Genomic DNA, 13,657 nt, shown 5'->3' with positions numbered 1-13,657 from the left:
GTTAAGGACTATATAAACTAACATTACATATAGGAAACATAAAATAGGCTGAGAAATAACCTCAGCCTATTTTATTTATACAAGAATTATATACTCTAATTACAACTTATTAATGATGGATCAAATCATATATTCCAAATCATAACTAGCATCAGAAAGAATACGTGCCAAAAATTGTTGGGTACGTTTTTCTTTTGGTCTGTAAAAAATGTCTTTTGGACTCCCCTCTTCGATGACATGACCACCATCCATGAAAACGACATGATTAGCTACATCTCGTGCAAACCCCATTTCATGAGTCACAACTACCATTGTCGTTCCTTCATTAGCAAGTTGTTTCATGACATCCAGAACATCCCCAACTAGTTCTGGATCAAGGGCCGATGTTGGTTCATCTAACAAGATAACTTCTGGTTTGACTGCTATTGCTCTAGCTAAACCAATACGTTGTTGTTGTCCTCCTGAAAGTTGTGATGGGTAGTAATCTTTAAAATCCAGAAGACCAACTTTTTTAAGTGCTTCTTCAGCAATCTCTTGCGCTTCACTTTTGGGAACTTTCCTAGCAATCACTAAACCTTCCAAGATATTCTCAATGGCAGTCTTGTTTGCAAATAAATTGTAATGTTGAAATACAAAAGCTGTTTTCTTTCGGATATCTAAAATATCTTTCTTTGATAACTTTTCCAAAGAGTAGTCCTTACCCGAAATTGTTAATTGACCTCCATCAGCTTTCTCCAAATGATTAAGGCAACGTAAGAAAGTTGTTTTTCCTGAACCTGATGGTCCCAAGATGACAACCACATCTCCCTGTTTCACTTGTAGATTGACATCAACAAGAACCTGACGATCTCCAAATGTTTTTGATATATGTTTAGCTTCTAGCATAGTGACTCCCTCTATGTAAATTGCAATTTTCTTTCTCCAAAGTTAAAGAGAACTTGAATGATACCACAAATGATTAAATATAAAATGAAGATGACAAAATAAGATTCAAAATATTGATATCCATATGCTGCTTCGACTCGTGCAATTGCGGTAATATCTTTTATCGTCATAACAAAGACAAGTGACGTTCCTTTTACAATATTGATAACTAAGTTACACAAATTTGGAAGAGCGGCCTTAAGTGCCTGTGGAAAAACGATTCTCAGATAGGCTTGTCTTGTTGTTAAGCCTATGGCTTGTGCAGCTTCTAGTTGACCTTTATCAACAGTTAGTAATGCTGATCGAATGATTTCTGATAAGCTCCCTGTTGTCATCAAACTATAGATAATAAAAGCATAGTAAAGCGGATTAACTTTGAAGACATCTATGTGACTCCCAATACCTTTAAAAAACTGATTTAACAAACTAGGGAACAAACTATAAAAGAATAAAATTAAAAGAATTGGAGGTGTTGCACGAATAAACGCAAGATACACAATTGAAAAAGTCTTAACACCTCGTACCTTATAAATTTGACCCAAAGCGAGAAATAAAGCAGGTAGAAAACTCAATAGAATAGCCACAACCATGATTCCCAGTGTTACCGGAACACCATATAAAGCCTTGATAAAGGTATCTATAATAAAAGTAATATTCATTTTTTACCTCTCTTTTACACTCAATTGTTGCTCTGCTATCCTAGAAATCAACGATAGAATTAATGCTATTCCCCAATAAACAAAGGCAACAGCTGTATAAGTCTCCAAAGAATAATTTCCTAAATGGCGACTAATCAAAAGGTTCCCTTTGCCCATAACATCAATAAAACCAATCGTATAAGCCAAAGCTGCATCGCGCATAAGGTTAAGTATAGCTGTTGTAATATTTGGTAAAGCAACCTTAAATGCTTGAGGGGCGATAATTCTTACAAAGGTTTGTTCAGAAGTAAGCCCAATACTAAGCCCAGCTTCTAATTGTCCTTTAGGAATTGCTTGATAAGCCGCTTTAAACACTTCTGATATCATTGCTGAAAATAGGAGAACCATAGTCACAAGAACAAATATCAATTTGGACCAATCATTAATATCTAATCCTAACCACCAATTAAGAAATTCTGGAACTCCGTAAAATACTAAAAATAGCAACACAATCGGTGGGGTACAGCGTAAGATAAAAACATATCCCTTAGCCAAATTCTCTAAAGCTTTATCCTTAGAAAGGCTTGCCCAAGCAACTAATCCTCCTAATAACGACCCAAGTAAAGTCGTTAATAAGATAACCAATAATGTCATCGGTAAGCCCTTTATGATTTCAGGTAATGCTCCAAAAACTTTTGAAATGTCATAATTGACCATAATTTCTCCTAACTAAACTCACTTCAGAAGCTTATCAAAACATCCTACTTTACGACGTTACAATTACTTATTTGTCTACGTATGAGAAGACATCCTCACCAAAGTATTTTTTAGATAACTTTTCAAGTGTACCGTCTTCTTTTAGTTCCTTAATTGCCTTAGTATATTCTTTTGAAAACTCTTCATTCTTACTATTACGATGCAAAAGTGGATATGTTGGAATTCCTTTATAAGGGAACCAAGTCAATTTATCCGCATATTGATGATACGCACCATCTTTATCAGTTACAGCCTTTTCAAAAGATAATTTAATATCAAAGTAAGCATCATAACGATTTTCCAAAACCCATGCATAGGCATCTGAAACTTGGAAAGATTCCGCAGATGTCAACTCGATTGGTTGATTTTTATGCTCATCGTTGTAGTCTTTGATAACATTCCACTGAGCATTTTGTGGTGAAATTGGCACCAATCGACCATTTTGTTTTGCAAAATCAGAGATATTTTTATATTTATCTTTATCATCCTTACGAATGGTAAATCCAATAATACTTGCTCCAATTGGATCTTTCGGAATAATAAACTTTTTAGCACGTTCATCTGTGTACCACGCGCCCTTAGTACCAATGTCATATTTACCTGACTCTAAACCAATCAAAAGGTCATCATCACTTGTTCCAGTATATTCAAATTTGTACTGTGGAAGCTTTTTATCAATTTCCTTTAATACAGCTACCTCATAGCCATCAGAATTACCATCCTTATCAACGAAATCATAAGGAACATAGTTTTGAGTATGAGCAACCTTTAATGTTGTTACCTTTCCAGAGTCTGATTTTGCTTTTTTATCTCCTGCTAAGCTACGTCCAATAACTGTAGCCCCAATAAGTGCTACAACAACAGCTCCACCAATAATCCATGTCTTTTTACTCATATTAATCTCTCCTTTTTCTTACAAAATTGCTGCTTCACGTACCCATTCAATACGCTCATGGTTAATATCACTTGGAATCGTGCAATCAGCACCAATGATTAACCCATGAGTTCCAGTATCAGTAATAATCTCCCTAACCTTTTCTTGAATAGCTTTTTTAGTTCCAGTATATAGAAGACCATCTTTTCCATTTTCAAACCCACCAAGAACTGTACGACCTCCAAAAATGTTACGGCCTTTTGCCAAACTAATTCCCTCAGGACCAACCGCCCAATTAACTACCTGAGCAGGATAATCTTTAAAGAGTTCGATGTTATTGCGGGCCCCTTCGTAACCACAAATATGTAGGATATTGTGACCCTTGGCCTCATTGGCTGCATCTAAAACCTTTAATTCACTTGGAGCAATGATTTCCTTATAAATCTCAGCGCTAACACGATTATCTTGAATACTTTGAACACTTAGGTAAATACCATCAGCACCAGCTTCTTTAATCACTCTCTGACTAAGACTTGCAATGTCTTCTCCAATAACATCTAAAACATGCTTCAAAGCTTCACGGTTTTCCTCAATGTAATCTGCTATGGCATCATCACCACCCGAAACCTTTCCAACTAACCATTTAAAATAAGTAACCGGAGCGAAGATATTGTAAATTGCAACAATATCTTCGGGAAAATCAGCAATCAAACTTTTTACAAGTTCAACTTGAGCAGAAATCCAAGGATGATTTGCACCTAAAGGTTCAATTGTTTGCAAATCACTGATTGACTTAAAGTCTTTAAAAGCAGGCTGTGGATATGCAAAGAAACCATCACTCATCAATTTAACAAAATCAGGTTTGACTTCTTCTATAAATTTTTTATGACCAGCCTTATTTTTATCAATAATTTCTGGATTTTCAAAACCATGTAACCACTCTGCTTCAGTAGTAAAATGATGCCAAAATCCCACCGGGACACGATCAACACTTTCTCCACGAAATGCTTTCAAAACTAACTCTCTTTTTTCTGACATAAGAATCTCCTTTTCTCTTATCCTAATATCAACAGCTAATGAACATACCTAAAATACTTTCAACTCCTATTATCACTAGCTGCTTCAAAACTGAATGACATTATCTTATCAGAGATTATCACATCCGAAAAATAAAGAAATTTTATCCTGGGTTATAAATTTAATTTATGAGTGTAACATTCAAATCCCCTTTAAACCTTGTGTTATATACTCTAGAGCAATATATCTCCATTTAGTATCATCACAATTAGTAATAAGTAAACCTAAATCAAAGATAAAGAATTACTATCACCAACTTAATTTAGTCTCTATTCTTCCCGAATAACCCTTCTCTGACTAACTTTGATATAATAGTCTCAACTAAACCAAAGGAGGTTTCCTATGACAACCTTATACGATTTTACAGTTTCAGATCAAGCTGACCAGCCCGTATCCCTAAATGATTATAAGGGCAAGGTCGTCTTAATCGTCAATACAGCAACAGGTTGTGGTTTGACGCCACAGTATCAGGGCTTGCAGGAACTCTATGATAAATACAAAGAACAAGGATTCGATATTCTTGATTTTCCTTGTAATCAGTTTATGGGGCAGGCACCTGGTAGTGCTGAAGAAATCAATACCTTCTGCACCCTCAATTACCATACAACCTTCCCTCGGTTTGCCAAAATCAAGGTCAATGGTAAGGAAGCAGAACCACTTTTTGATTGGCTAAAACAAGAAAAATCTGGACCGCTTGGGGCTAGAATTGAATGGAACTTTGCTAAATTTTTGATTAACCGTGAAGGTCAAGTCGTCGAACGCTTTTCTTCCAAAACTGATCCACTAAAAATGGAAGATGCTATCAAGGCTCTTCTTAGTAACTAAAAACAAAAAACGAGAGTGAAACTAGAACGACAATCTTTGACTGTCGCTAGTTTTGCTCTCGTTTTCTGCGTTAAGAAAAATAGTATAGAAAGAAATTTTGCTTTATTTTAGAACAAAGCTGTCAATGCTGTAATTAAACCAAAGATAATACCTGGTGCATTGGCCGCAGCAAGGGGAAGGTCACGTTCTTTTTTAAAGAGACCATAGTAAACCCAAAGGCTACAGTTGACTGCAGCTACCAATGGTTGGATAAAGTTTCCTTTATGACCAGACAAATTGTCCATGATTTGTGGTACGTATGATACATACATCATAACTGACATGAAGGTTGCCACCCAACCAAGGGTTTTCATTTGTTTATCTGACATTCGAGACTCCTCTTTCATAAAATTCTTTTTGCCTTGTACATCTAGAAATATTTCAAGACATGTTTTAAAGCACTAAAATTAAAACAGTGTCTATCATACGCTTTAACAATAGAGAATGCAAGAATTTCGGGACAATGTTAAGAAGATGTAAACTATCACAAGATTGTGATAGTGCATTTAGTCTCTTATGTAGCGTTTTCATAGTAGAAAAAGACCTCGTGAAGAGGTCTAAAGTCAATGAATCTACTATTTTTTCTCATCAAAAAGCACTGATATTAAGGATTACTGTCATAAATTATTCTGCTAGAAGCACTTCTTTAATGGTTTGTTTTTGGAGTTTTCTGTTGGATAGATAAAAGAGGCTTTCGTAAACCACAGCAAAACCAAGCAAGGTCCAGAAGCACACATTCCCATCAAAGTGATGCTCAATCTTTTCAGGAACCGTATCTTTGATCACACCGATCAAAATTTCCATGATGCCATATTGGTAAACCGTCCCAAGAACAAATCCTAGATAAGCCCAAAAACGATAGGGAGCGAGAATATGACTTTGGCATTCACGATTGGTGTAGCCAAAAGCCTTCATCAAGGCCAAGGTTTCACGACTTTCTGAGACGACAATCCCCAATGACAAAAAGAGAATCGAGAAAGAAAGGATCAAGCCAATCATAATCATCATGGTTTGGATGATGTCATCTGTGTAATCCCTGAGGCCAAAGGACAATTGAACCATAGCCGCGAAACACATGGATCCAAAGACCACAAAGAACAAGATAGATTTTCTCCCCCAAATCAGTGACGAAGACAGCTCTTTTAAGAAAGATTTGTCTTTCTTGGAAGCCTTCTTTCTCCTTTGGACCTTGATCGGACTTGGGGACTTTTTCAATAAGCGAAGAGCCGGCGTTTGTAGTTGTCTTCTAGCATAGCCAATCGCAAGAACCATAAAGAAGCTCGTTGGCAGGATTACCAAAGCAAGCAAGAGCTGCCAATGAAAATGAATGGTAATTTCTGGCAAAATCCCCTTCTCATTACGGAAGTCGTAAAAATGTCCCATCATGAGAAATGAAGTGAAATAGCCAAGAAGCGCTCCAGCTCCAAAACTGAGTCCAAAGGCCCAAAATCGTTTCGCCAACTGGCCATTGCTGTAGCCCAAAGCCTTTAAAATTCCTAATTGTTCCCTGTGGTCATCAACAAATTGTTTGATATAAAAACACATGAGAAGGACCGACGTCAAGGACAAGACAACCCCACTGACCATGGCCACCATCCAGGAAAGCGAGACCTGGGCATCATAGTAGGTCTGCATCATGGGATTGGTTTTAGAAATCTCCAACTGCTCGATATCCAGGTAAAAATTCAAGAAGAGATTGGCCACAAAGACCGCACAAGCCCCAATGATACTAACGACAACTAATTTTCGAATATCTTTTACTGAAAACATGACTTACCATCCAATCTCAAAGGCAGTCTGAGGCTGATCATTGGTCACAACTTCGGTAATCTTGCCACTATTGACACGAATGATGGTTCTAGCCATATCCGCTATATTTTGGTTGTGCGTCACCATGATGAGGGTAAAGCCAAGCTTCTCCTTTAATTTCCAAATATAGTCGAGAATTTTTCGCCCTGTTTCTTCATCCAGGGCTCCCGTCGGCTCATCTAAGAAAAGAATCTCTGGCTTTTTGGCCAAGGCTCGGGCAATGGAGACTCTCTGCTGTTCCCCACCCGACAATTCACTCGGATATTTGTCCAGCTTATCGCCAAGCCCCAAATCCTCGATGATCTGCAAAAAATCATGATTGTCTGCCAGGTCAGCTCCCATCTTTACATTTTGTCTGACCGTTAGATTCGGCAATAGATAATACTGCTGGAAAATAAAGGCAATCTTCTCACGTCTAAAGGCTGTCAATTGAGCATCCGTGAGTTGTGATAAATCTTGTCCTTGAATGAGGATATGCCCCTCGTCTACCTTTTCTAATCCTGATAACACATTTAAGAGAGTTGATTTCCCCGATCCAGAAGGGCCAAGGATAACCACATCATCCTGGTCTTGAATCTGCAAATCAATCCCTTTTAAAACCTTAGTTTGGCCGTAACTTTTGTGCACATTTTCTAGTTGAATCATTTCTTTCCTACCATTTCTTTGATGAGAGATTGACAAACCTCTGTCAGTAATCCAATCACTTCTTCCATGCTGAACTGATAAATGCCAGAAGCAACCATAGAGGCCATCCCGTGTGAGTAGATAAATAAATGCTGGTACAAGCGACCAGCCTCCTCTAGAGTCAAAGGATAGTCTGCGACAATCGAATCCATAACCAATTGGTAACTATGATCCTTCATGGGAAGAAAATCTTGAAAGCGACGAATCGGATCTTTGCTAGGATTTTGGAAAAGCAACTGAAAGAGTTGGGGTTCTTTTGAGGCGAAAAGGATATAAGCAACCCCGACAGATCGGAAAGGTTTCTCATCTTCTAAGGCCTTGCGAATATACTCCACCACCACCATCTCCGCAGCACCAATAACCTCTGCTTGTAACTCAGCCATATTAGCAAATTGCCCAAAAATGACTCTTGGTGTGGCTCCCAGTTTCTCCGCTAATGCTCTTGCAGTTAAACTAGCCATTCCCTCTTCTCTCACCAATTGTAAAGCTGCCCCAATGATAGCCTCTTTACTAAATTTAACCTTGGGTGGCATAAGACTCCTTTCGCGCAACATACGTTGCGCAACACTTGTTGCATAAAAGATATCATAAAAAGGAAAGGCTTGTCAAGAAAAAACTGAAGACCACAAAACAAAAAACCAGACTACCGATTAGAGTGGAATCTGGTTTGATAACAAGATTCTAAGGTAAATCATTTCCTGCAGCCAGGTAGATTTGGTACCATTCCTTGCGGGTCAAAGTAACTGTTGCTGCTTTCCCTGCTTCAAGGACATGCTGGGGTTTGGTCGTGCCGATGACGGCCTGCATCTTACCTGGATAGCGAAGGACCCAAGCGAGGGCGATAGCTGTCGGTGTGACTTGATGTTTCTTAGCCAAGTCATTAAGGACGTGATTGAGGGCCGCAAACTCTTCTTTGCCGACAAAATTCCCCTTGAAATAGCCATGCTGGAGGACAGACCAGGCCTGAATCACCGTGTCGTTTAAGCGACAATACTCAAAGACACTACCATCTCGCACGGCTGCTTTTGGGCCTTCCATATTGACATGAAAACCAGCTTCAAAGCTCGGTGTAAAGGTGGCACTCAACTGCAACTGGTTGACTTTGAGAGGTTGTTTTACTGCCGTTTTGAGCAATTCCATCATCATAGGATTTTGATTGGACACCCCAAAATGACGGACCTTGCCAGCTTGCTCCAAGTGATTAAAGGCTTCTGCCACTTCTTCAGGTTCCATGAGGGCATCCGGTCGGTGAAGGAGAAGACTATCTAAGCGCTCGATCTGCAGGCGCTCAAGGATACCGTCGACAGAGTCCAAAATATAGTCCTTAGAAAAATCGAAATAGGTAAAGCCGTCTTTGCGAATTCCACACTTGGACTGGATCCACATCTGGTCCCGAAGATCCGGGCGACGTTTGAGGACCTTACCAAGGAGCTGTTCACACTGGCCATTGCCATAAATATCCGCCAAATCAAAGGTGTTGATTCCAATCGACAAGGCTGCCTCCACCAAGGCCTCGACCTCATATTCACTCAATTCGCTAATACGCATCATCCCAAGGACAATCGTTGACAAACGCTCATTTTCAGCAAAATCAATATACTTCATCTCTGCCTCCTTTTCTGTATCTCTATTGTAGTGAAAAGGGTTTCAAAAATCAATTGTGAAATAAAAGACCCTCAGTTTCAACTGAGGGCTTAGATGATTTACGATAGCTAGGTCACCTTTGATAGTCTCTCAGAATACCTAAGATTCAAGACTGATAACACACCCATTGATTGTATATAAAGAAATGGAAGATAAGATTTTCAATAAGAAGAGCTCTCTATCACTTCCAAAAGCTTTTTACAGATTTATAACATGGATGACACCTTTATTCCTTATAATAACGTTTGGTAATCTTGTATTGTGAAATAAGGATATAAATATAGATGATGGATACAACACTCAAAGCCAAGAGGATATCCGTCTGGAAGGCAATCCCAATGATTAAAATTCCAATTAGCATGATTGGCAAGATATAATTGCTTAACTTAACCACCACTTCGAAATTTTCTTCGTAGCTTATCTGTTTTTCTGCCTCATCCATCATACTCATCAAAAATTCACGCACTTCCTTGGCATTGGCATTGCGAGGAATTGGTTTTCCATAAATCAGATCAAAGGTCTTACGATAGAAGATACCCACTAGGAAAAATAGGACAATCAAGGCAAGAAAAAGATAGAGCATGGTAAAAGGTCCAAAGATAAAAGACAAGCTTCCTGTTCCAGGTCTATCCATAGACATCAATTGACTATAAAATATGATGACTAAAAAGTATGGTAAGATCAAGATTCCTTTAAAAATGGTTGCTAAACCATAAAGTTTTTTCTTTTGAACGTCATAGTGATATGCCTCATCTTCATCTTCTATTTGAAGCATCTTTTGATGGACTTTTCTTCCCCACATCAGTAAGCCCATCGTAATCATAAACACAATCAGGAATAAAACTACAGATCCCAAATAGAGTACTTCTTTACTAAAGAGAGATTGAATTTCAATTGGCTTTTCTGATCCGAACATCCCTGTCAAAACTCCAAGACCTCCTCCGATTAAGCAGGAAACTGTGATGATTCCGACATTTCTCCAAAAACGGTAACGTGGAGATCTTTTTTGTGGTTGCTTTTTCATAATCATTCCTCTTCCTCTACTAGACTAAAAACATTTTCCACAGGCTCTTTGAAAACCTGGGCGATGGTGATGGCAATAATAACCGAAGGAGTATATTCCCCCCGTTCCAAGAGACTGATGGACTGACGCGAGACCCCTGCCAGCTTAGCTAGCTCAGATTGGTTGAGCCCATCACGCGCCCTCAACTCTTTCAGACGATTTTTTAATCTCATGATGACTACCTCAATTGTTGAATTAATTCAACATCTTCAATACGAACTAATTTTGTCACCCTATGTTGTTTAATGCCCTCATGGCTTAATTTAACCCAATCTTCATCAAAATCAACAATTTCCCAATTACTTCCAAAACCATTTAGTCTAATACTGACCGTTTGCCCTTTCAATTCTTCTAAAAGTCTAGACATTTCTTTATTTCCTTTCAATTGTTTTTCCAACCTTTTGATACGTTTGTTCAATCTTTTTATCTTCTTCTCTGAGCCCGTATAAATCAGAAATAGAAGTGGAATAAAAGATAGCCAAATAAATTCCATCGTAATTTCTCTCCTTCCTTCGTCTAAAACTATTGTAACGCTTCTTTTTATTTTTGACAAGCATCTTTGTCAAAAATAAAAAGAACATTGTCAAAATTGTTGGAAAGAAGATATTAGTAGCTCACCTTTTCAAACCTTTTAATATATCTCTCCTTCGATAAACGACTTGGAAAAATTGATGTGCAAGATACCGTTAAGAAAGCACCCAAAATCAAATAATTTCAGATAATCAGAAGTTTGGAGAACTGTCTTAACCTAAGCCTAAAAATTAAAAATCGAGGACTCAAACTTTACTCATGGAACTTCGGAGAAGATCGCTGACATTTGCTATCACCTAAGGAAAGTTTCAAAATTCAAGCTATACCTTTTCTTGGGCATTACTGGTTTTGAAATAGAAAAACTAGCAAGAATCTTCAATCCTGCTAGTCATTTGTCTTATCATTATGATTTTGTTCAGTCAGTACATAACCGACTGACTAAGTTAAGGTGATTATTTGTCGCCAAAAACTTTGAAACGGCCTTCTGTTTGGATGTCCTTATCTCCTGCTGGTGCGACGATTTGACCAAATGGTGCTTGGGCACGGAGCTTCCAGTTCGCTGGGATATCATATTTTTCAGCCAATTGGACATCAACAAGTGGGTTATAGTGTTGCACGTTCATGCCGATATTCTTCTCAGCCAAAGCCAACCATGTTGCATAAAGAGCGATTCCGTGACCTTGTTCTGACCAAATTGGGAAGTTATCTGCATAAAGTGGGAATTGCTCTTGAAGGCCTTTCACCACATCTTGATCTTCATAGAAGAGGATTGTTCCCTTAGCTTGGGCAAAACCTTTCAAACGTTCTTTTGTTCCCTCGAAGGCTTCTGCAGGTGTCACTTTTTCAAGCTCAGAGTAAGCAATCTCATTCCAGAAGGCATCTGATTCTTCATCTAGCAAGATCACCACACGTGATGTTTGTGAGTTGAAAGCTGTTGGTGTGTTAAGGACAGCTCCTTGAATAGTATCAATCAATTCTTGATTTGAAAGTTCCACATCTTTTCCCAATGCATAGATAGAACGGCGTTTTGTTTGTAAATCTGTAAAGTTTGTCATCGTTATTTCCTCTTTATTTGTGATATATGTTAAATGTTAAGTTTATTTGTAATAACTTTGATTACAATAACCATTATAGACCTTTCAAATGTAATGTCAATAGTTACGACTCAAAAAATCACTAATTATTAATTTTTTCACTCGTGTCAAAATACCATCATTATCCTCGAAGATTAACGCATTAGAAGATAACCATTTGACCTCTGCTCCACGATTCTTAGCACGTTCTGCTATGGTAATCAAATCTTCTTTGTCTTCTACTTCAAGGACGTAGTAGGCAAGACCAATCATCCCTTTTTCACGTTTGGCTAAGTTTTTGCCACCCCATTCATTGACAGCCAAGTGGTGATGGTAATCACCTGAAGCAATCCAACTAGCACTTGGAATGGTATACTTATCTGCCAGCTCCAAAACATCCTGATAGAAAGCCGTTGCTAGCTGACTATCTTTGACCGATAAATGAATATGCCCCATACGAGTATCCTTAGCTATCACAAATGGCTCAACCTTGCGTCCCATCTCGTAAATTTCTTGAGCTGATAGTTCTTCTGTTACACCAACGATGCGACCATCCTCACGAATATCCCATTCAGCAACAGGCTTGTCTCTATAGAGCTCAATACCATTGCCTTCAAGGTCTTCCAAATAAAGGGCTTCACTATAACCGTGGTCAGCTGCACCGACAAATGGATAATCTAGCTCAGCAATATGTTTGAAAACATCTGCCAAATCCTCGCGAGATGGCAACAAAATTGCCATATGGTAGAGACCATAACTGGACTTGACCGCTTCCTCACGATTGGTTTCAATCAAGTGAACTAGCGGCTTGTTTCCAGCACCCAAAACAACTTCTGTTGCAGTTTGAGATAGGATTTCAAGTCCTATAACCTGTGTATAAAAGGCTGTCTGACGTGCCAAGTCATTCACATTGAGTACCGCTTCTGCGAGGTAAATCTTACTATTGTAGTCGTATGTCATATGTTTTTCTCCTTTGTTGTAATTATATGAATTACATTATAATTTTTTCTATTGTCACGTCAATCATTACAACTTGGAAATTAAAAAAGAAACCGAAAAACTTTCGATTTCTTATAGTTTAAAATCTAAAAATCAAGCTCCAGCTTCTTTCCAGTTGGCCTTAGCATCCTTTAAAATACCAGCCAAAGTTTTCTTTTCGAGTTCTTTTTCCATTGCCATTTGAACGTCTTCTAGGCTCTGATCCAAAATCCCATGGATATTACGTCCTACTGGACACGCTGGATTAGGATTGTCATGAAAACTAAAGAGTTTGCCACTTGGACCGATGCTATCCACCGCACGATAAACCTGCAAAAGGTTAATCTCCTCTGGTGCCTTGGCTAATGTGGCTCCTCCACTTCCCCTTTGAACTGAAATCAAGTCTGCTTTCTTCAGTTGCGACAAGGTTTTGCGGATAATAACTGGATTAACCCCCACACTACCTGCCATTAAATCACTGGTTAGCTTAGTTTCATTTCCCTTATTTTGTGCTATAAGGGTCAAAATATGAACAGCAATGGTAAAGCGACTTGGTATTTGCATATCAGAACCTCTCATTCATCTTTTTCTTTTCAATCAATTATAACAAAACCAACGTTGTAAAACAAGGAGTTACAACAACTTAAAGAGTTAGTCTTACACAAAAAATAGAGCCATCGTAGACTCTATTCTTTTGTATTTGATAATAACTAACTAGACTAATAATACATAGTATTCTAGC

The 13,657-nt window shown here is 38.3% G+C and carries 17 protein-coding genes; 1 reads left to right on the top strand and 16 read right to left on the bottom strand.

The annotated features are described in order from the left end of the window. Positions 1–120 precede the first annotated feature (120 nt). The 5 genes from ACT170_RS04280 to ACT170_RS04260 all read right to left on the bottom strand — a co-directional run bounded on the left by ACT170_RS04280 (position 121) and on the right by ACT170_RS04260 (position 4,230). Positions 121–885, bottom strand: coding sequence for an amino acid ABC transporter ATP-binding protein (locus ACT170_RS04280; RefSeq protein WP_049546143.1), 765 nt, complete (start codon positions 883–885; stop codon positions 121–123). Between the two features lie 11 nt (positions 886–896). Then, positions 897–1,583 (bottom strand): amino acid ABC transporter permease, encoded by a 687-nt coding sequence (locus tag ACT170_RS04275; RefSeq protein WP_004182287.1) that lies wholly within the window; start codon positions 1,581–1,583, stop codon positions 897–899. A gap of 3 nt (positions 1,584–1,586) precedes the next feature. Then, positions 1,587–2,279 carry an amino acid ABC transporter permease gene (locus tag ACT170_RS04270; RefSeq protein WP_021143940.1) on the bottom strand — a complete coding sequence of 231 codons (693 nt, stop codon included), beginning with the start codon at positions 2,277–2,279 and terminating at the stop codon, positions 1,587–1,589. Between the two features lie 67 nt (positions 2,280–2,346). Further along, on the bottom strand, positions 2,347–3,213 hold the full coding sequence (locus ACT170_RS04265) for a transporter substrate-binding domain-containing protein (RefSeq protein WP_444818082.1): 867 nt from the start codon (positions 3,211–3,213) through the stop codon (positions 2,347–2,349). An 18-nt stretch (positions 3,214–3,231) separates the two neighbouring features. Beyond that, positions 3,232–4,230, bottom strand: coding sequence for a uroporphyrinogen decarboxylase family protein (locus ACT170_RS04260; RefSeq protein ID WP_049546144.1), 999 nt, complete (start codon positions 4,228–4,230; stop codon positions 3,232–3,234). Between the two features lie 381 nt (positions 4,231–4,611). Here ACT170_RS04260 and ACT170_RS04255 point away from each other — a divergent pair, with 381 nt between their 5' ends. Then, entirely contained in the window at positions 4,612–5,094 is a 483-nt protein-coding gene (locus ACT170_RS04255) for a glutathione peroxidase (RefSeq protein ID WP_049546145.1), read from the top strand. A 107-nt stretch (positions 5,095–5,201) separates the two neighbouring features. Here the strand turns inward: ACT170_RS04255 and ACT170_RS04250 are convergent, their stop codons facing one another. From ACT170_RS04250 to ACT170_RS04200, 11 genes are all read right to left on the bottom strand, one after another. Further along, positions 5,202–5,462, bottom strand: coding sequence for a SemiSWEET family transporter (locus ACT170_RS04250; protein ID WP_002885327.1), 261 nt, complete (start codon positions 5,460–5,462; stop codon positions 5,202–5,204). Between the two features lie 295 nt (positions 5,463–5,757). Further along, a complete protein-coding gene (locus ACT170_RS04245; RefSeq protein ID WP_175061870.1) occupies positions 5,758–6,903 on the bottom strand; it encodes an FtsX-like permease family protein in 1,146 nt (381 codons plus the stop codon). 3 nt (positions 6,904–6,906) lie between these two features. After that, entirely contained in the window at positions 6,907–7,587 is a 681-nt protein-coding gene (locus tag ACT170_RS04240; protein ID WP_070438122.1) for an ABC transporter ATP-binding protein, read from the bottom strand. Then, positions 7,584–8,159: a TetR/AcrR family transcriptional regulator gene (locus tag ACT170_RS04235; RefSeq protein ID WP_004182280.1), complete on the bottom strand. Its 576-nt coding sequence runs from the start codon at positions 8,157–8,159 to the stop codon at positions 7,584–7,586. The genes ACT170_RS04240 and ACT170_RS04235 overlap by 4 nt, the downstream gene beginning before the upstream one ends. A gap of 148 nt (positions 8,160–8,307) precedes the next feature. Beyond that, entirely contained in the window at positions 8,308–9,231 is a 924-nt protein-coding gene (locus tag ACT170_RS04230) for an aldo/keto reductase (protein ID WP_004182279.1), read from the bottom strand. Positions 9,232–9,496: 265 nt separating this feature from the next. Next, positions 9,497–10,300: a DUF3169 family protein gene (locus ACT170_RS04225; protein WP_004182278.1), complete on the bottom strand. Its 804-nt coding sequence runs from the start codon at positions 10,298–10,300 to the stop codon at positions 9,497–9,499. Next, positions 10,297–10,506, bottom strand: coding sequence for a helix-turn-helix transcriptional regulator (locus ACT170_RS04220; protein ID WP_002885361.1), 210 nt, complete (start codon positions 10,504–10,506; stop codon positions 10,297–10,299). Before ACT170_RS04220 ends, ACT170_RS04225 begins: the two co-directional genes overlap by 4 nt. Positions 10,507–10,511: 5 nt before the next feature. Further along, positions 10,512–10,826: a FlxA-like family protein gene (locus tag ACT170_RS04215; protein ID WP_004182277.1), complete on the bottom strand. Its 315-nt coding sequence runs from the start codon at positions 10,824–10,826 to the stop codon at positions 10,512–10,514. Positions 10,827–11,316: 490 nt separating this feature from the next. Continuing rightward, complete coding sequence (locus ACT170_RS04210; RefSeq protein WP_004182276.1) at positions 11,317–11,919, bottom strand: nitroreductase family protein; 603 nt, start codon at positions 11,917–11,919, stop codon at positions 11,317–11,319. Between the two features lie 96 nt (positions 11,920–12,015). Next, positions 12,016–12,897, bottom strand: coding sequence for a VOC family protein (locus ACT170_RS04205; protein WP_080611926.1), 882 nt, complete (start codon positions 12,895–12,897; stop codon positions 12,016–12,018). A gap of 132 nt (positions 12,898–13,029) precedes the next feature. Next, complete coding sequence (locus ACT170_RS04200) at positions 13,030–13,479, bottom strand: Rrf2 family transcriptional regulator (protein ID WP_049553619.1); 450 nt, start codon at positions 13,477–13,479, stop codon at positions 13,030–13,032. Positions 13,480–13,657: the final 178 nt, after the last annotated feature.

The sequence above is a fragment of the Streptococcus sp. cx1 genome, from assembly GCF_052384325.1.
Taxonomy (GTDB): domain Bacteria; phylum Bacillota; class Bacilli; order Lactobacillales; family Streptococcaceae; genus Streptococcus; species Streptococcus salivarius_G.
This window is presented reverse-complemented; position numbering and strand designations above follow the sequence as displayed.

Bases quoted from the DNA above. Each gene is read 5' to 3' on its own strand.
- ACT170_RS04255 (WP_049546145.1), top strand. From the start codon at position 4,612: ATGACAACCTTATACGATTTTACAGTTTCAGATCAAGCTGACCAGCCC.
- ACT170_RS04250 (WP_002885327.1), bottom strand. From the start codon at position 5,462: ATGTCAGATAAACAAATGAAAACCCTTGGTTGGGTGGCAACCTTCATG.
- ACT170_RS04235 (WP_004182280.1), bottom strand. From the start codon at position 8,159: ATGCCACCCAAGGTTAAATTTAGTAAAGAGGCTATCATTGGGGCAGCT.
- ACT170_RS04265 (WP_444818082.1), bottom strand. From the start codon at position 3,213: ATGAGTAAAAAGACATGGATTATTGGTGGAGCTGTTGTTGTAGCACTT.
- ACT170_RS04275 (WP_004182287.1), bottom strand. From the start codon at position 1,583: ATGAATATTACTTTTATTATAGATACCTTTATCAAGGCTTTATATGGT.
- ACT170_RS04210 (WP_004182276.1), bottom strand. From the start codon at position 11,919: ATGACAAACTTTACAGATTTACAAACAAAACGCCGTTCTATCTATGCA.
- ACT170_RS04225 (WP_004182278.1), bottom strand. From the start codon at position 10,300: ATGATTATGAAAAAGCAACCACAAAAAAGATCTCCACGTTACCGTTTT.
- ACT170_RS04240 (WP_070438122.1), bottom strand. From the start codon at position 7,587: ATGATTCAACTAGAAAATGTGCACAAAAGTTACGGCCAAACTAAGGTT.
- ACT170_RS04220 (WP_002885361.1), bottom strand. From the start codon at position 10,506: ATGAGATTAAAAAATCGTCTGAAAGAGTTGAGGGCGCGTGATGGGCTC.
- ACT170_RS04230 (WP_004182279.1), bottom strand. From the start codon at position 9,231: ATGAAGTATATTGATTTTGCTGAAAATGAGCGTTTGTCAACGATTGTC.
- ACT170_RS04215 (WP_004182277.1), bottom strand. From the start codon at position 10,826: ATGGAATTTATTTGGCTATCTTTTATTCCACTTCTATTTCTGATTTAT.
- ACT170_RS04205 (WP_080611926.1), bottom strand. From the start codon at position 12,897: ATGACATACGACTACAATAGTAAGATTTACCTCGCAGAAGCGGTACTC.
- ACT170_RS04200 (WP_049553619.1), bottom strand. From the start codon at position 13,479: ATGCAAATACCAAGTCGCTTTACCATTGCTGTTCATATTTTGACCCTT.
- ACT170_RS04245 (WP_175061870.1), bottom strand. From the start codon at position 6,903: ATGTTTTCAGTAAAAGATATTCGAAAATTAGTTGTCGTTAGTATCATT.
- ACT170_RS04280 (WP_049546143.1), bottom strand. From the start codon at position 885: ATGCTAGAAGCTAAACATATATCAAAAACATTTGGAGATCGTCAGGTT.
- ACT170_RS04270 (WP_021143940.1), bottom strand. From the start codon at position 2,279: ATGGTCAATTATGACATTTCAAAAGTTTTTGGAGCATTACCTGAAATC.
- ACT170_RS04260 (WP_049546144.1), bottom strand. From the start codon at position 4,230: ATGTCAGAAAAAAGAGAGTTAGTTTTGAAAGCATTTCGTGGAGAAAGT.